The sequence below is a fragment of the Ruegeria sp. AWH4_226 genome (genome assembly GCF_056159225.1).
Genome location: NZ_JBSWUU010000001.1, coordinates 1,834,365 through 1,849,683, shown reverse-complemented (window position 1 = coordinate 1,849,683; position 15,319 = coordinate 1,834,365). Strand labels below are relative to the sequence as shown.

Here is a 15,319-nt window from a genome sequence, read left to right as displayed (position 1 = left end):
CAGTATGGGCACCGCCATGAGCACCCAGACACCAAAACGCCCCCGCAGAAACTTTTATGGCCGCTTCAAAGGCAAGGCTTTGAAGCAAAGCCAGAAGGCATACCTAAACGAAGACCTTGATGCCCTGTCGCCAGGGGCCGTGGATTGGGAGAGCAACCCGGAACGTCATCCACTGGACCTGAAAACGTTGTTTGGTGGTAAAGAGGTCTGGCTTGAGGTCGGCTTTGGCGGTGGCGAACATCTGGTGCATCAGGCCGCGGGCAATCCGCAAATTGGCATTATCGGGGCTGAGCCGTATATCAACGGTGTTGCCATGTTGCTGGGTAAGATTCGCAAGGCCGGGGTCAAGAACCTTGCGGTGCATCCAGGCGATGCGCGTGACCTGTTCGACGTACTGCCCGAAGCCAGTATATCGCGTGCGTTTCTGCTGTATCCCGATCCTTGGCCCAAGACACGTCATCATCGTCGGCGTTTTGTGACTCCTGAACATTTGGAACCGCTGGCCCGCGCCCTGAAGCCCGGTGCGATCTTTCGGGTGGCCACCGACATTCCGGATTATGTGCGACAGACGTTGGAAGAAGTTCCGCGCGCCGGGTTCGAATGGCTTGCAGAAGGCCCCTCGGACTGGCGCGAACCGTGGGACGACTGGATTTCCACCCGCTATGAGCAAAAGGCTTTGCGCGAAGGGCGCACGCCGCATTACCTGACCTTCCGGCGCAAAGACTGATTGCGGCTGGACCAACCGGCCCCAATTCGCTAATCGGCTTGAGCACTGATAGCGCAATTAAGGAGCCTTCATGTCCGGACACGGCACGCCCATCCCGATGACCTCGCATCCCTGCGGCCCATTGACCGGCACAGCCGAGGTGCCGGGCGACAAGTCGATCTCGCACCGGTCGCTGATCCTTGGCGCGATGGCAGTGGGCGAGACCAGGATTTCCGGGTTGCTGGAAGGTGAAGATGTTCTCGACACCGCCAAGGCCATGCGTGCATTCGGAGCAGAAGTCACCGATCACGGGAATGGTGAGTGGACCGTGCACGGCGTCGGTGTCGGTGGCTTTGCCGAGCCCGATCAGGTGATCGATTGCGGCAACTCGGGCACCGGTGTGCGGTTGATCATGGGCGCGATGGCGACCAGCCCGATCACCGCGACCTTTACCGGTGATGCCAGCCTGAACAAGCGGCCGATGGCACGGGTCACTGACCCGCTGTCGCTTTTTGGCGCGCAATCGGTTGGGCGATCGGGCGGGTGTTTGCCGATGACGATTGTTGGAGCGGCAGAGCCGATCCCCGTGCGCTATGAGGTTCCGGTTCCATCGGCGCAGGTAAAATCCGCGGTTCTTCTGGCGGGCCTGAACGCCCCCGGTAAAACCGTAGTGATCGAGAAAGAGGCCACCCGCGACCATTCAGAGCGGATGCTGGCCGGCTTCGGAGCGGAAATCACTGTCGAAGATACGGATGAAGGCCGGGTTATCACTCTGACCGGCCGCCCCGAGTTGAAGCCACAAGTCATTGCTGTGCCGCGCGACCCATCCAGTGCGGCGTTTCCAGTGTGCGCTGCGCTGATTACGCCCGGTTCCGACGTGTTGGTTCCGGGAATTGGCCTGAACCCAACCCGTGCCGGGCTGTTCACCACTCTGCGTGAGATGGGCGCGGATCTGACCTATGAGAATGAGCGGGAAGAGGGCGGCGAACCCGTCGCTGATCTGCGGGCGCGTTATTCACCGAATATGAAGGGCATCAACGTGCCGCCCGACCGTGCGGCCTCGATGATCGACGAATACCCGGTTCTGTCCGTGGTTGCAGCCAATGCCACCGGCACGACGATGATGGGTGGCGTTAAAGAACTGCGCGTGAAGGAAAGCGACCGGATCGACGCAATGGCGAAAGGCTTACGTGCCAACGGTGTTACCGTCGATGAAGGTGAGGAATGGTGGTCGGTCGAAGGCTTGGGCATCGGCAATATTCCCGGCGGTGGCACGTGTGAAAGCTATTTGGATCACCGCATTGCCATGTCGTTTATGGTGATGGGCATGGGTGCAAAATCACCAGTATCTGTCGATGACGGCAGCCCGATTGCGACGTCCTTTCCAATTTTTGAACCGTTGATGTCCTCGTTGGGCGCCAAGGTCGAGCGCACATGACCTTTACGGTGGCGATTGATGGCCCTGCCGCCGCCGGTAAGGGGACGATCGCGAAAGGTGTCGCGGCGCGTTTTGGGTTTGCGCATCTGGACACCGGGTTGTTGTACCGTGCCGTTGGACGCCGGACACTGGATGGCACGGACGCCATCGCGGCCGCGCAGGCCTTGACGGCGGACGAGTTGGAACAAGGCGATCTCAGGACAGCCGAGATTGCCCAGGCGGCCTCAAAAGTTGCGGTAATTCCAGAAGTTCGCGCGGCGCTGGTTGATTTTCAACGGGCTTTTGCGCGACGGGCCGGGGGAGCGGTTTTGGATGGGCGCGATATTGGAACGGTCATCTGCCCCGAAGCCGAGGTCAAGCTGTTCGTTACGGCAAGCGCCGAGGTCCGGGCGCAGCGTCGCTATCTGGAACTGAAGGCCAAGGGGTCCGATATCACGAAAGAACAGGTACTGGCAGATGTGCGTGAGCGCGATGCCAGAGATGCTGAGCGTATCACGGCGCCAATGAAGCCTGCGGAGGACGCCGTGCGACTGGACACCTCGGACCTGAGTATCGAGGCGGCGCTGGAACGAGCCGTTGCGCTGATCGCAAGCAAACGCCCCGCGACGCAATAGCGCCGCGGGGCAGAGTATTACAGTTCGCCGACTGCAACGCTCTTGATTTTCGACCACTGGTCGTCAGCGGTTTTTGCCGTCGCGGGTACGTCTTTCAAGAAAGCGGCGCGGGTTTCGGCGTTCAGGAACAGGTACAGTTTGCCGTCCGAGACCAGGTACTGGTCTGGGTCGCCGTCAAACTTCTTGCCAACCGAAACGCCAAACGAACAGAATCCGCCGTGCTGCGGCAGATAGGCGGCGGGGTTGGCTTCGAACGCTTCCAGATTCGCAGCGCTGGAGAAGTAGTAGGACGCACCGTCATAGGTCGCCGTGTGCGTTGCAAAGCCCTCGACCGGGTTGCCGTCCTGCAGCAGCGCAACCAGATCGACACCGTGCGCGGCCAAAGGCGCACCGGCTGCCGAAATACCGTTCGAGACGTTGATCTCATCCGCCGCAAAGGCCGGGGCCGCGATCAGGGGCAAGGTGGCAATCAGGCCTGTGAGAACCAGAGATTTCATAGTGATTTCCTTTTCTGTTCAGGTTCGGCTGGCTGAACTGCCAACCGCTGAAACAGAATTAAGGGGCTTGATTTGAACGTGCTATCGCAGAAAGGTCGACAAATCTTGCAGATCGTTCAAAGCTGGCGCGGTACTGTGCGCTCTCTTCACTAAGCTTTGTTTGGTCAGATTAACACGGAACTTCTATAATTGCCTGGTAGCCTATAGGAGAGATGCGTTGATCCGAATAGCCTTAGTATTGATTTTCTTGGCCGGGAGTCTGGCAGCTCAGGATGCCCCTGAAACCGAGCCGCCGATGGATTATGAGCGTCTCGGAAAGATCATTTTCGCACTTGATCCCGAGGCACGGCCGCTTGGGCCGGGGTTTGAGTTGATGGTAGCAGATGTGCAGGTACTTGTTGTTACGGATACGTCTGCGGATCGGATGCGGGCGATGGTAGCGATTGGCAGCGCCGAAGATTTGTCCACCGAGGACCTGCGCCGCATGATGCAGGCGAATTTCGACAGCACTCTGGATGCGCGCTATGCGATCGCGAACGGTACATTGTGGGCCGCATACATTCATCCGTTGTCGTCGTTGGAACGGGATCAGTTGATTTCGGGGTTGGCTCAGACCGTGAATATCGCCAAAACCTATGGCACCTTGTACACCGGTGGTGCAGCAGAATTCGGAGGCGGTGACAGCCACGATCTACAGCGTGCTCTGATCGAAGAGCTTCTGAAAAAAGGTGATGAAATCTAACCCGCGACCGAAATACAGAGCCTCAAGGTTGGCGAGTGAGGCAGTTGCGCTTGCTTTCAGACGCTCTGATAACACAGACCCGGGTGGGTAGGTGTGCATGAGGCCATAAGCCCTAGCTGGATGCAGGAAAGCTGTTATAGTCCAAAGATCGCCAAGAGGGAAAGCTGCACTCAAACCTCACAAGAGGACGCAGCTGATAACTCCCCAAGCTAACAGGGACTAAAAATATGAACAATCGTTTGCGCAAGATCACCATCGTTGGTGGTGGTACAGCGGGTTGGATGACCGCGCTAATTCTGGACATGGTGTTTTCCCGAACGTCTGCCCCCAAAGATCGACCGAGTATCTGCCTGATCGAAAGCCCCGACATCTCAACAGTCGGTGTTGGTGAGGCCACCGTGCCGCGCATGCCGGTCACGCTCCGTCAGGCGGGCATCTCAGAGCGGGATTTTTTCCGCGAGACGAACGCGTCGTTCAAGCTGGGCGTGAAGTTCTGCAATTGGAACAAGGACGCCAAGGGCAATCGCATCGATTACGTGAACCCGTTTGCGCATGGCCAGATGGTCGAAGGGTTGGAAGCCGCCGAGTATTTCTTGCGCTTTGGCAATGGGGAACGGGATTTCACGCAATCTATTTCACCGCACGATCACCTGGGCCGTTTGTGCAAGGGCGCGCGGCAATTGGGCCAGCCTGAATTTGAACAGCGGTTTGGCTATGCGTATCATCTGGACGCCGTGAAATTCGCAGGCATGCTCACCAAGGTCTGCACCCAGCGCGGCGTTGAACATATTCGGGATGAGGTCCAAACGGTTGAGTTGGATGAAAAGGGCAATGTCAGCCATCTGATGCTGGAACGTGCCGGACGCCACGATATCGAAATGGTCGTGGACTGCACCGGGTTCCGCGGGTTGATCATCAACCAGGCGCTTGGTGAGCCGTTTATGGATTATTCGGACTATCTGCCGAACGACCGCGCCATGGCGCTGCAGATCGAGCATCCCAATCCAAGAAAGATCGAAAGCCTCACGCGATCCACGGCACTTGGCGCAGGTTGGACTTGGCGCGTGCCTCTCTACAACCGTGTGGGTACGGGCTATGTGTATTCGTCGGCTCACCGTACGGATGATCAGGCGGCAGATGAATACCTCGAGTGGCTGGGTGACAGCGGCAAGGGCGCTACGCCGCGCGTGATTCCAATGCGCGTCGGGCGCGTGCGCAACGCCTGGGTCAAGAACTGTGTGGCGATTGGTTTGTCAGGCGGCTTTATCGAGCCGCTGGAAAGCACCGCGATCCATATGATTGATCACGCGGTACGCTGGTTTGCCGAACACCTGCCCACGCGAGACATCGAGCCATCGCTACGGGCCAGGTACAACCGGCAGATGGACAAGCTGTATAACGAGGTTCTGGAGTTTATCTGCCTGCACTACAAGTTGGGCAATCGTAAGGATGACCAGTATTGGATCGACGCGCGCACCGAAATGAAGGTGCCGGATCGATTGGCCGAGAACTTGGAGTTGTGGCAGCACCGTCTGCCGATGCAACACGATGTCGAGTTCGCCACGCTATTTGACCATCGCGTCTATCAGACGGTTCTGTTGGGCAAACAGTCTTATGATACCGGTTATGGGACTGGTATCCGAGATCGTGTTCGGCCGTTGAAAAAGCAGATTTGGGAACAGGGTATGAGGCGTGCCAAAGCTGATCTTGCGCAGATCATCAATACAATGCCGGATCACAAAACGCTTTTGCGCGATATCCGCGGCGAGCTGAAGCAACCAGCCTTTGTTATGGCAAATGCCGCAAAACCAACAGTCGCAGTACCAGGTACGGCACCTGAACCCATAACGATTCAGAACATGCCAAACCTTGCTGAAATTCAGAGCGGCAAGAAAGATCTGCAACTCTTTTAGGGTATCATTGCGTTCAACCCGCAAGGTGTTTTGACAAAAGCTTGGGAGGCGGAGCCTTAAACCTCTGCCTTCTGTGACTCAATTTCGGTGTTCAGACCGGAAACCTAGGCCGGAGCGGTGAATGCTGCCCGCTCGCCCAGCAGATAGCGCGCGACATCTGCGTAGTCGAAAACCAGCGAGATCGTAATCGTCAGAAGGATAAAACGAATAATCCATCTGGGTGGTTCAGGCATGTCGGCGCGGGCTTGCTGATACCACAGGTAGACTGCAAGAGGGGTCCAGGGAATGATATGCCCCAACCCCATCAGTCGAACATATCCAAGCTGATTGAAAATAAAAATTACTCCCGCGGCGGCCAACATGCTGCTGATCAAAGTGATGATTGAAGCCACACGCGATTGGCGCCATATCAGCAAGGAAATCGGCAAAAGAAAGGCGCCGAAGGACAGGATATTCAGCCAGATTTGAATCCATTGAGGCTGCTGCGCAACGATCAGGTTGAAGTCTTCCATGGCCCTGATGCTCCTGTGTTACAGGGAATACGTTTTGTGGTGCCGCGTTGGGCATGTCGGGACAACTGGTATGACGCATGATCAAGCCGATGTGAAGCGGGCGGGTTTAAGCGCGACACGTGGGGCTGTTCAGCTTTCGACTTGCGGGGCAACGCCCAAGCCGTTATAGAGCACCCGTCTAAACATGGGCGGTTAACGTCCGGATGACGTATCTGAGCAGGGCCGGGTTTCCTCGGCCCTTTGTGTTTGTGTAATCGGATGCGCCCCGGATCACGCCTGATGACATCAGGAAACAAGACCGGCGGAGACAACCGCTCGGCCAGTAAAAACGTTATGTAAAGGAAAACAACGCCACATGGCTAACGCATCCATGGAGGAATTCGAAGCCCTCCTGAATGAAAGCTTCGAAATGGACACACCCGAGGAAGGGTCTGTTGTCAAAGGCAAGGTTCTGGCGATCGAAGCCGGCCAGGCCATCATCGACGTAGGCTACAAAATGGAAGGCCGCGTTGATCTGAAAGAATTCGCAAATCCCGGCGAAGCCCCTGAAATTGCTGTCGGTGACGAGGTCGAAGTTTACCTGCGCGCCGCAGAAAACGCCCGTGGCGAAGCCGTCATCTCGCGCGAGATGGCCCGCCGTGAAGAGGCATGGGACCGTCTGGAAAAAGCATATGCCGACGACCAGCGCGTCGAAGGTGCAATCTTTGGTCGCGTCAAAGGTGGCTTCACCGTCGATCTGGGTGGCGCAGTTGCGTTCCTGCCCGGCTCGCAGGTTGATGTGCGCCCCGTGCGTGACGCTGGCCCGCTGATGGGTCTGAAGCAGCCGTTCCAGATTCTGAAAATGGACCGCCGCCGTGGCAACATCGTTGTGTCGCGTCGCGCAATCCTGGAAGAATCGCGTGCCGAACAGCGTGCCGAAGTTATCGGCAACCTGTCCGAAGGTCAGACCGTCGAGGGTGTTGTCAAGAACATCACCGAATACGGTGCATTTGTTGACCTGGGCGGCGTTGACGGCCTGCTGCACGTCACCGACATGGCATGGCGCCGTGTGAACCACCCGTCCGAGATCCTGACGATCGGCGAAACCATCAAGGTTCAGGTCATCAAAATCAACAAAGAGACCCACCGCATCAGCCTGGGCATGAAGCAACTGCAGGAAGATCCGTGGGATCTGGTTGCTGCGAAATACCCGCTGGGCTCGGTTCATCAGGGTCGCGTCACCAACATCACCGACTACGGCGCGTTCGTCGAGCTGGAAGCCGGTGTCGAAGGTCTGGTGCACGTGTCCGAGATGTCCTGGACCAAGAAAAACGTTCACCCCGGCAAGATAGTTTCGACAAGCCAGGAAGTCGACGTCATGGTTCTGGAAATCGACGGCGCCAAGCGGCGCGTGTCTCTGGGCCTGAAGCAGACTCAGCGCAACCCATGGGAAGTGTTTGCAGAAACACACCCCGAGGGCACCGAGGTCGAAGGCGAAGTCAAGAACATCACCGAATTCGGTCTGTTCATTGGCCTCGAAGGCGACATCGACGGCATGGTTCACCTGTCCGACCTGTCCTGGGACGAGCGCGGCGAAGATGCGATCCAGAACTACCGCAAAGGCGACATGGTTTCGGCCGTTGTCTCGGAAGTTGACGTGGAAAAAGAGCGTATCTCGCTGTCGATCAAAGCCCTGGGCGGTGACAAGTTCGCCGAAGCCGTGGGCGGCGTGAAGCGTGGCTCGGTCATCACGGTTGAAGTCACAGCGATCGAAGATGGCGGCATCGAGGTCGAGTACGAAGGCATGAAGTCGTTCATCCGTCGTTCGGACCTTTCGCGTGACCGCGCCGAACAGCGGCCTGAGCGTTTCTCGGTCGGTGACAAGGTCGACGTCCGCGTCACCAACGTTGACAGCAAGACCCGCCGTCTGGGCCTGTCGATCAAAGCACGCGAGATCGCCGAAGAGAAAGAGGCCGTGGAACAGTACGGTTCTTCCGACTCGGGCGCGTCGCTGGGCGACATCCTTGGTGCAGCGCTGAAATCCGGCGACTAAGCCAAAGCGCTTAACGAAAGAATTTTCGGCCCCTCGTACCCACGAGGGGCCGTTTTTGTTGCGAATCAATATGTTCCAAAACGTAGTGTTATTTTGATAGTCGTTTGCGCTTTTGGTTGAAATTCGGACCTAGAAGCAAAAAATCACACGACTTATTGCAAAAATGAAGTCTTTCGACACAGAGTCGACGTTCCCCCTTACCGGGTTTTTTTCTATACTGGCCAGACAACTAGAGATGACCAAGGTCGCCTGGGAGGGTAACGCTCATGATCCGTTCAGAACTGATTCAGAAAATCGCCGACGAAAACCCGCATCTGTATCAACGCGACGTCGAGCGGATCGTGAATACTGTGTTCGAAGAAGTGACGGACGCCATGGCGCGCGGAGACCGTGTTGAACTGCGCGGCTTTGGGGCTTTCTCGGTAAAACAACGCGATGCCCGGGTGGGGCGCAACCCCCGTACCGGTGAAACCGTTCAGGTCGAAGAAAAGTGCGTACCGTTTTTCAAAACTGGCAAGTTGCTAAGGGACCGATTGAACGGTAAAGCCTAGGGCATGATGCGTTATCTTCGATATGGATTCCTTGGCATCCTGGGAATCGTGCTGGTGTCAATCTCTCTGGGAAACAGCCAGATTGTTGAGCTCAAACTGATGCCTGATGCCCTGTCCGAGTTACTGGGCTTCAACCTGTCAACATCATTGCCGTTGTTCATTGTGGTGCTGGGTGGTGTCGTGGCCGGTCTGGTGATCGGCTTCCTGTGGGAATGGCTGCGCGAGCACAAGCACCGCAAAGATGCCACGGTGAAGAAGGGCGAAGTGCGCAAGCTTGAACGAGAAGTCAAAAAGCTCAAGAACAAACAGAACGAAGGCAAAGACGACGTTCTGGCATTGCTGGATGAGACCAACTGAAGCCCTCACATGTCTGATGCGTCTGTCAAAATTTGCGGTCTGACCGCGCCTGATCATGTGCGCGCAGCGGCGGAGGCCGGGGCGCGGTATGTCGGCTTTGTTTTCTTCCCCAAGTCGCCGCGACATCTGACTGTTGAGAGCGCGACAGAGCTTGCCCATCTGGTGCCCTCTGGCGTCGCCAAGGTCGCGCTGACCGTGAATGCATCCGATGAGGAGTTGGATCGCATCACTGCTACCGTGCCGCTGGACATGCTTCAACTGCACGGGAAAGAAAGCCCGGACCGCGTGGCAGAGTTGCGCGCACGGTATGGCTTACCGGTCATGAAAGCCGTGGGCGTTGCCGACGCCGAGGATCTGGCCGCGATTGATCTGTATTCCGAAGTGGCCGATCAATTGCTGATCGACGCCAAGCCCCCGCGCCAGTCTGAATTGCCCGGTGGCAACGGCCTTGCTTTTGACTGGCGCCTGCTGGCTGGGCGTAAATATTGGCGGCGTCCATGGATGCTGGCCGGTGGATTAACGCCTGACAACGTTGCGGAGGCCATGCGCATGACCGGTGCCCGGCAAGTTGATGTGTCATCAGGCGTGGAAAGCGCACCGGGCGTCAAAGACGCGGCTAAAATTCGCGCATTTATCGAAGCAGCGCAGTGATCTGAACACTAGATGGCGGCGTATCTCCGTTTAGGAGGGCGCACAAATGCTCGCAGCAATTGGCGGCGTTTCGTTGAAACGGTGGTACTACGGCCCCGAACTGCTCTGGCATGCGCGTCAGGCGCTGCTGCAGGCGCGCGGTGATCCGCTGTGTCTGCAAGCGGACGTGTTCACTCACCGGAGCCTCTATTTCTCACTGAGCGTGTGGCACGATGCAGAGGCCATGCTGACCTTTGCCCATTCCGGTTCTCATCGCCGTGTAATCCAAGTCACGTCGCGGCTGGCGGACGTGAACCAGTTTCATCATTTTCCCTGCATTGCAATCCCCAGTCGAGAGCAAGCTCTAAAGGTCTGGGCGCAGCATTTTGAAGCGGCGGAATAGTGCGTTTTGCGATGGCAAAAGCCGTCGCCACCTCCTATGAACAACGGGTACGACGAGGGAGACACCCATGGCCAACGATCTTTTTAATTCCTTCATGTCCGGCCCGGATGAACAGGGCCGTTTTGGTATTTTCGGCGGGCGGTTCGTCAGTGAAACGCTGATGCCCCTGATCCTGTCGTTGGAGGAGGAATATGAGAAGGCCAAGGACGATCCCACATTCTGGGCCGAGATGGACGATCTATGGGCCAACTATGTGGGTCGCCCGTCACCTTTGTATTTCGCGGAACGCCTGACTGATCATCTGGGCGGCGCGAAGATTTATCTCAAGCGGGACGAGCTGAACCATACCGGCGCGCACAAGATCAACAACGTGCTGGGCCAGATCATTCTGGCACGCCGCATGGGCAAGACACGGATCATTGCCGAAACCGGGGCAGGGCAGCATGGTGTGGCCACTGCAACGGTCTGTGCCAAGTTCGGCCTGAAATGTGTGGTTTACATGGGCGCGCATGATGTGCAGCGTCAGGCTCCAAACGTGTTCCGGATGCGCCTTCTGGGGGCCGAGGTCATCCCCGTGACGTCGGGGCGCGGCACGCTGAAAGACGCGATGAATGATGCTTTGCGTGATTGGGTCACTAACGTACGTGACACGTTCTACTGCATCGGCACCGTGGCTGGGCCACACCCGTATCCAGCGATGGTGCGTGACTTTCAGTCAATCATTGGCAAGGAAGCAAAAGAGCAGATGATGAAGGCCGAGGGCCGTCTGCCTGATACGATCATCGCCGCAATCGGTGGCGGTTCGAACGCCATGGGCCTTTTCTATCCGTTCCTTGACGACAAGGACGTGAACATCATCGGTGTTGAGGCTGGCGGCAAAGGCGTGAACGAAAAGATGGAGCATTGCGCCTCGCTGACCGGTGGTCGTCCGGGCGTATTGCACGGCAATCGCACATACCTGTTGCAAGATGATGATGGCCAGATTCTGGAAGGCTACTCGATCTCGGCCGGTTTGGATTATCCCGGTATCGGCCCCGAGCATTCCTGGCTGCATGACATTGGCCGCGCGAAATATGTCTCGATCACTGACAAAGAGGCGCTAGAGGCGTTCCAGCTTTGCTGCGCGACCGAAGGAATTATCCCGGCGTTGGAGCCCTCTCATGCACTGGCGCACGTGATGAAGATTGCGCCTGATCTGCCCAAGGATCACCTCATTTGTATGAATATGTGCGGACGCGGCGATAAGGACGTTCAAACCGTCGCCAAGTATCTGAACTTCGATATGTCCGATACAGAAGGCCGCACGGCAGATTGAACGCCGAGAAACCAGACAAGATGTAAGCGGCCCCGCTATGGGGCCGGTTTTTCTTTAACCTTCGTGCAGAACGGTTTCGAAACCTTCGAACTGTGGCGGCCCCATCAGCGCGGATTGGGTCTTGCTGTTGCCAGCGTTCTTATGCGCATCGCGAAATTGTTCGGATTTGGTCCAGGCTTCGAAGTCTTCGCGGCGGTCCCAGATCACGTGGCTTGAATACAGGCGGTATCCGTCTCCTTCGGGGCCTTTCAGCAGTCGGAATTCGTTAAAACCGGGCAATTCCTTCAAGCGGCTTTCGCGCTCTTTCCATACGTTTTCGAAATCGGCTTCGCTGCCCAGGCGGACTTTGAAGCGGTTCATTGCGATAAAGCTCATGGGTTACCTCGTATGTTCATCTTGTCGGCTGGCTGAACATTATGTCGGCTGGCTTTTGCATAGTGAACATCCCGTGACCGGCGTCAATCCGCGTTCACAGCATGCAAGCTCAGGATATCCAACGGTACCACATCCAAGGCCTGTTGATGGGTTGCCTCAAGATGAACTTTGGGGGCGCAGCCTTCGTCATGGGCTTGCATGAAACGCCCAGCGCACAGGCACCAACTGTCACCGGGGTTCAATCCGGGAAAGTTGAACTCGGGCCGCGGTGTGCTGAGGTCGTTGCCGACATATTTGGAAAAGGCCAAAAACTCAGCCGTCATTACGGCGCAAACCGTGTGGCTGCCCTGATCCTCGGGGCAGGTGTTGCACGCGCCATCGCGGAAGAATCCGGTCAGTGGATCACGTGAACACGGGGCGAGCACGCCCCCTAATACATTGATACTGTCTTGTTTTTGCATAGAGCTACCTTACAGGCTTTGGGCGATCTTGCGGAACATTTCTATGTTCTCCTCATTGATACCCGGATCACGGAACTTTCGATCTGCGGCGGTCGTGACGATCAGGACACCGCGCGGCTGATCGAAATAGATATACTGACCGTAAACACCACGGGCCAGAAACTCGCCCTCGTGCGCGCCAATTGGTACCCACCATTGATACCTATATCCCATTTGGCCAGACGGGGTTGGTGCGCTGGGCAGAACAGAGTCGGCGATCCAGTCCGCTGGGACAATTTGTTGTTCGTCACGCACACCATTCTGCAAAATCATCTGGCCAAAACGCGCAAAATCGCGGGTGGTGAAGTTTAACCCGCCAAGAACAAAGGCAACTCCGGCACCGTCCGTTAGATAGTAACCATCATATTCCAAACCGAGGGGTTTAATGATCCTTTCAGTCAGCAATTCAGCCACGTTCCGCCCGGTTGCGCCACGGATCACCATGCCAATTACATGGGTGTCGATTGAGACGTACTGCCAGGTCTCGCCGGGTGTGGCGAAGGTGTTCTGAAAAGACGCGGTGAAGTCGTCCAACTCACCGCCCAAGGCCACAACTCGACCCATCCGGTTGATATCTGAATTGCGATCAAAGTAATCCTCGTCGAAGGTTACACCGCTGGCCATGTTCAGAACATTACGGATGGATGCGCTTTCATAGGCAGTGCCTTCCAGTTTTGGCGCGTATTTCACGACCGGATCATCCAATGAGTCGATTGCACCTTCGTCCACAAGAACACCCAAGAGGGCTGACAGATAGCTTTTGGCAACGGACCAGGAAATCCGCCGATCTTCAGGCGCCGTACCCAGATAGTATTCCTCGAACTGGATCATACCGTCCTGCATCACGAGCAGAGAGGTGACTTTGCGCTCTTCGATCCATGCATCAGCACCTTCTGGCAGATCAAAGGCCGGACCATAAGGCAGTTCCCATGTTGGGCCATTGCCACGGGGCAGAGCAACCGTCAGGAATGAGTCGCCCATGTGAGAGAAGTTATGAACAATATTTTCCTCGGAGAACAAAGAGTTGACAGCCATCAGGCGCTGAATCTCTTCGCGTTTCCAGAACCCGACAACACAGGCGGCCAGCACCAGCATCAGAACGATACGCAAAAGCCATTTCAACACTGCTGTCATACTTGCCTCCGCTATCGCCGCAGCATCAAAGCGTGCGTGATATCATTGTGCAATCGGGACGTTACAGTCAGGTGACCAGCCTTATTTGAACTTGTCCAGCAGCTTTTGCATAGCCGAGCGGTTGTCGACCTCTGGTGCAGGGGTTAGGTTTACAGCTGGTCTGCTGGCGTTTGGTGATGATTTGGATGACCGGGGCGGGGCCGTACGCAAAGCGACGGCGTTCATGAATTTCCCGCCATCCCCGTCCGCCAGAAACCCTGCTCCGTCTGACACGCCGCGCAGCACGTCGTCCAGCCAATCGGTGTCAGCCTTGGCAAAATCGCTCAGAACATAGGGAGAGACCAGTTCCTTTCGACCGGGATGGCCGATACCCAGACGCACCCGATCATAGGCCGGGCTGATATGTTCGTGGATCGAGCGCAAGCCGTTGTGACCGGCATGGCCGCCGCCCGCCTTGACCCGAACCTTGCCGGGGGCGAGGTCCAATTCGTCGTGGAAAACCGTCACATCGGTCGAATCTAGCTTGTAGAACCGCATCGCCTCTCCTACGGACTGACCAGAGCGGTTCATGAAGGTCTGTGGTTTGATCAAAAGCACTTTTTGACCGCCCAGCCGACCTTCGGAGATTTCAGCCTGAAACTTGCTTTTCCATGGGCCAAAGCCATGATCCTTGGCAATCCGGTCCACGGCCATAAAGCCAATATTGTGCCGGTTGCGGGCATATTTCGTCCCCGGGTTTCCCAATCCGACAAACAGCTTCATCGTTTCGTCCTTGTCCACAGCGATCTGCACGGGGGTTTGATCGCACGGAATGGTGCTTGTTTTCCAGTGCAGTCGGCAAAAGAAAACGGGGCCCGATCCGAGCCCCGTTCAAAATTCCGGAATATGTTGCCGTACTTATTCTTCGGCTTCTTCCTCGCCGACGATTTCAACCTCGTCTGGGGCCACTTCGGCTTCATCACCTTCTTCTTCGTCATCACTGGTCGACAGCCCGGTCGGCGCCGAAACGTTTGCGATTACGAAATCCCGGTCGATGGTTGGCTTAGTGCCTTCAGGCAGATTCACCGACGAGATTGTTACAACGTCGTTGATTTCCATGCCAGTCAGATCAACTGTGATCTTCTCAGGAATTTCACCTGCGGTGCACAGCAGTTCGACTTCGGGGCGCACAACGGTCAAAACGCCGCCTTTTTTGATGCCGGGTGCTGCTTCTTCGTTGATGAATTCAACGGGAATGAACAACGCGATCTTGGTTGTCCGGCGCAGGCGCATCAGGTCCAGGTGGGTCGGCAGGTCTTTGACGACGTCACGCTGAACGTCGCGGCAGATGACGCGCACGTCTTCGTGGCCATCAACCTTCAGGTTCCACAGGGTAGACTTGAACCGGCCAGCTTTCAGGCGCTTGAACAGTTCATTGAACGGAATCTGAATTGGCAGCGGGTCCTTGTCGCCACCAAAAACAATGCCCGGAACCATGCCGTCGCGGCGTGCTTGACGAGCGGCGCCCTTGCCTGTCCCCGTCCGTTCCAGAGCTACGAGATCAGGAATCTCACCAGCCATGATAAATCTCCAATGTTAGGGCGGGCATCCTCCAAGGCTG

Annotated in this window: 18 protein-coding genes; 11 read left to right on the top strand and 7 right to left on the bottom strand. The window is 56.6% G+C overall.

Annotated elements, in window-relative coordinates; genetic code table 11:
• Nucleotides 1-16: 16 nt before the first annotated feature.
• The 3 genes from trmB to cmk all read left to right on the top strand — a co-directional run bounded on the left by trmB (nucleotide 17) and on the right by cmk (nucleotide 2,758).
• Entirely contained in the window at nucleotides 17-727 is a 711-nt protein-coding gene (trmB, locus tag ACXAET_RS08980) for a tRNA (guanine(46)-N(7))-methyltransferase TrmB (RefSeq protein WP_475183855.1), read from the top strand.
• Between the two features lie 70 nt (nucleotides 728-797).
• Nucleotides 798-2,144, top strand: a complete 1,347-nt coding sequence (aroA, locus tag ACXAET_RS08975) for a 3-phosphoshikimate 1-carboxyvinyltransferase (protein WP_475183853.1) — start codon at nucleotides 798-800, stop codon at nucleotides 2,142-2,144.
• Nucleotides 2,141-2,758 (top strand): (d)CMP kinase, encoded by a 618-nt coding sequence (gene cmk / locus ACXAET_RS08970; protein ID WP_475183852.1) that lies wholly within the window; start codon nucleotides 2,141-2,143, stop codon nucleotides 2,756-2,758. Before aroA ends, cmk begins: the two co-directional genes overlap by 4 nt.
• 17 nt (nucleotides 2,759-2,775) lie before the next feature.
• Here cmk and ACXAET_RS08965 read toward each other — a convergent pair whose 3' ends face one another.
• Nucleotides 2,776-3,255: a YHS domain-containing (seleno)protein gene (locus ACXAET_RS08965; protein ID WP_475183851.1), complete on the bottom strand. Its 480-nt coding sequence runs from the start codon at nucleotides 3,253-3,255 to the stop codon at nucleotides 2,776-2,778.
• 217 nt (nucleotides 3,256-3,472) lie between these two features.
• On the opposite strand from ACXAET_RS08965, the gene ACXAET_RS08960 reads away from it, so the two are divergent.
• Both ACXAET_RS08960 and ACXAET_RS08955 read left to right on the top strand, forming a co-directional pair.
• Nucleotides 3,473-3,997, top strand: coding sequence for a hypothetical protein (locus ACXAET_RS08960; protein WP_475183849.1), 525 nt, complete (start codon nucleotides 3,473-3,475; stop codon nucleotides 3,995-3,997).
• A gap of 227 nt (nucleotides 3,998-4,224) precedes the next feature.
• A complete protein-coding gene (locus ACXAET_RS08955; protein ID WP_475183848.1) occupies nucleotides 4,225-5,910 on the top strand; it encodes a tryptophan halogenase family protein in 1,686 nt (561 codons plus the stop codon).
• A gap of 104 nt (nucleotides 5,911-6,014) precedes the next feature.
• On the opposite strand, the gene ACXAET_RS08950 is transcribed toward ACXAET_RS08955, so the two are convergent.
• Nucleotides 6,015-6,422, bottom strand: a complete 408-nt coding sequence (locus ACXAET_RS08950) for a hypothetical protein (protein ID WP_475183847.1) — start codon at nucleotides 6,420-6,422, stop codon at nucleotides 6,015-6,017.
• A 355-nt stretch (nucleotides 6,423-6,777) separates the two neighbouring features.
• On the opposite strand from ACXAET_RS08950, the gene rpsA reads away from it, so the two are divergent.
• The 6 genes from rpsA to trpB all read left to right on the top strand — a co-directional run bounded on the left by rpsA (nucleotide 6,778) and on the right by trpB (nucleotide 11,710).
• Nucleotides 6,778-8,454 (top strand): 30S ribosomal protein S1, encoded by a 1,677-nt coding sequence (gene rpsA / locus ACXAET_RS08945; protein WP_039532111.1) that lies wholly within the window; start codon nucleotides 6,778-6,780, stop codon nucleotides 8,452-8,454.
• A 266-nt stretch (nucleotides 8,455-8,720) separates the two neighbouring features.
• Entirely contained in the window at nucleotides 8,721-9,005 is a 285-nt protein-coding gene (ihfB, locus tag ACXAET_RS08940; protein ID WP_037310872.1) for an integration host factor subunit beta, read from the top strand.
• Nucleotides 9,006-9,011: 6 nt separating this feature from the next.
• Nucleotides 9,012-9,362: a lipopolysaccharide assembly protein LapA domain-containing protein gene (locus tag ACXAET_RS08935; RefSeq protein ID WP_068337892.1), complete on the top strand. Its 351-nt coding sequence runs from the start codon at nucleotides 9,012-9,014 to the stop codon at nucleotides 9,360-9,362.
• 9 nt (nucleotides 9,363-9,371) lie between these two features.
• Complete coding sequence (locus ACXAET_RS08930; RefSeq protein ID WP_475183845.1) at nucleotides 9,372-10,013, top strand: phosphoribosylanthranilate isomerase; 642 nt, start codon at nucleotides 9,372-9,374, stop codon at nucleotides 10,011-10,013.
• 46 nt (nucleotides 10,014-10,059) lie between these two features.
• On the top strand, nucleotides 10,060-10,395 hold the full coding sequence (locus tag ACXAET_RS08925) for a hypothetical protein (protein ID WP_475183844.1): 336 nt from the start codon (nucleotides 10,060-10,062) through the stop codon (nucleotides 10,393-10,395).
• A 67-nt stretch (nucleotides 10,396-10,462) separates the two neighbouring features.
• The gene (gene trpB / locus ACXAET_RS08920; protein WP_475183843.1) at nucleotides 10,463-11,710 is read left to right on the top strand and encodes a tryptophan synthase subunit beta; all 1,248 of its coding nucleotides are present in this window, start codon (nucleotides 10,463-10,465) and stop codon (nucleotides 11,708-11,710) included.
• 54 nt (nucleotides 11,711-11,764) lie between these two features.
• On the opposite strand, the gene hmuQ is transcribed toward trpB, so the two are convergent.
• The 5 genes from hmuQ to ACXAET_RS08895 form a co-directional block, all read right to left on the bottom strand.
• Entirely contained in the window at nucleotides 11,765-12,085 is a 321-nt protein-coding gene (gene hmuQ, locus ACXAET_RS08915) for a heme-degrading protein HmuQ (protein ID WP_475183841.1), read from the bottom strand.
• A gap of 83 nt (nucleotides 12,086-12,168) precedes the next feature.
• Entirely contained in the window at nucleotides 12,169-12,546 is a 378-nt protein-coding gene (locus tag ACXAET_RS08910) for a DUF2237 family protein (RefSeq protein ID WP_475183840.1), read from the bottom strand.
• A 9-nt stretch (nucleotides 12,547-12,555) separates the two neighbouring features.
• Nucleotides 12,556-13,719, bottom strand: coding sequence for a serine hydrolase domain-containing protein (locus ACXAET_RS08905; protein WP_475183839.1), 1,164 nt, complete (start codon nucleotides 13,717-13,719; stop codon nucleotides 12,556-12,558).
• Between the two features lie 81 nt (nucleotides 13,720-13,800).
• On the bottom strand, nucleotides 13,801-14,481 hold the full coding sequence (gene pth / locus ACXAET_RS08900; RefSeq protein WP_475183838.1) for an aminoacyl-tRNA hydrolase: 681 nt from the start codon (nucleotides 14,479-14,481) through the stop codon (nucleotides 13,801-13,803).
• Between the two features lie 135 nt (nucleotides 14,482-14,616).
• Nucleotides 14,617-15,279, bottom strand: coding sequence for a 50S ribosomal protein L25/general stress protein Ctc (locus ACXAET_RS08895; RefSeq protein WP_475183836.1), 663 nt, complete (start codon nucleotides 15,277-15,279; stop codon nucleotides 14,617-14,619).
• Between the last annotated feature and the right edge of the window lie 40 nt (nucleotides 15,280-15,319).

Bases quoted from the DNA above. Each gene is read 5' to 3' on its own strand.
- trmB (WP_475183855.1), top strand. From the start codon at position 17: ATGAGCACCCAGACACCAAAACGCCCCCGCAGAAACTTTTATGGCCGC.
- aroA (WP_475183853.1), top strand. From the start codon at position 798: ATGTCCGGACACGGCACGCCCATCCCGATGACCTCGCATCCCTGCGGC.
- cmk (WP_475183852.1), top strand. From the start codon at position 2,141: ATGACCTTTACGGTGGCGATTGATGGCCCTGCCGCCGCCGGTAAGGGG.
- ACXAET_RS08965 (WP_475183851.1), bottom strand. From the start codon at position 3,255: ATGAAATCTCTGGTTCTCACAGGCCTGATTGCCACCTTGCCCCTGATC.
- ACXAET_RS08955 (WP_475183848.1), top strand. From the start codon at position 4,225: ATGAACAATCGTTTGCGCAAGATCACCATCGTTGGTGGTGGTACAGCG.
- ACXAET_RS08950 (WP_475183847.1), bottom strand. From the start codon at position 6,422: ATGGAAGACTTCAACCTGATCGTTGCGCAGCAGCCTCAATGGATTCAA.
- rpsA (WP_039532111.1), top strand. From the start codon at position 6,778: ATGGCTAACGCATCCATGGAGGAATTCGAAGCCCTCCTGAATGAAAGC.
- ihfB (WP_037310872.1), top strand. From the start codon at position 8,721: ATGATCCGTTCAGAACTGATTCAGAAAATCGCCGACGAAAACCCGCAT.
- ACXAET_RS08935 (WP_068337892.1), top strand. From the start codon at position 9,012: ATGCGTTATCTTCGATATGGATTCCTTGGCATCCTGGGAATCGTGCTG.
- ACXAET_RS08930 (WP_475183845.1), top strand. From the start codon at position 9,372: ATGTCTGATGCGTCTGTCAAAATTTGCGGTCTGACCGCGCCTGATCAT.
- ACXAET_RS08925 (WP_475183844.1), top strand. From the start codon at position 10,060: ATGCTCGCAGCAATTGGCGGCGTTTCGTTGAAACGGTGGTACTACGGC.
- trpB (WP_475183843.1), top strand. From the start codon at position 10,463: ATGGCCAACGATCTTTTTAATTCCTTCATGTCCGGCCCGGATGAACAG.
- hmuQ (WP_475183841.1), bottom strand. From the start codon at position 12,085: ATGAGCTTTATCGCAATGAACCGCTTCAAAGTCCGCCTGGGCAGCGAA.
- ACXAET_RS08910 (WP_475183840.1), bottom strand. From the start codon at position 12,546: ATGCAAAAACAAGACAGTATCAATGTATTAGGGGGCGTGCTCGCCCCG.
- ACXAET_RS08905 (WP_475183839.1), bottom strand. From the start codon at position 13,719: ATGACAGCAGTGTTGAAATGGCTTTTGCGTATCGTTCTGATGCTGGTG.
- pth (WP_475183838.1), bottom strand. From the start codon at position 14,481: ATGAAGCTGTTTGTCGGATTGGGAAACCCGGGGACGAAATATGCCCGC.
- ACXAET_RS08895 (WP_475183836.1), bottom strand. From the start codon at position 15,279: ATGGCTGGTGAGATTCCTGATCTCGTAGCTCTGGAACGGACGGGGACA.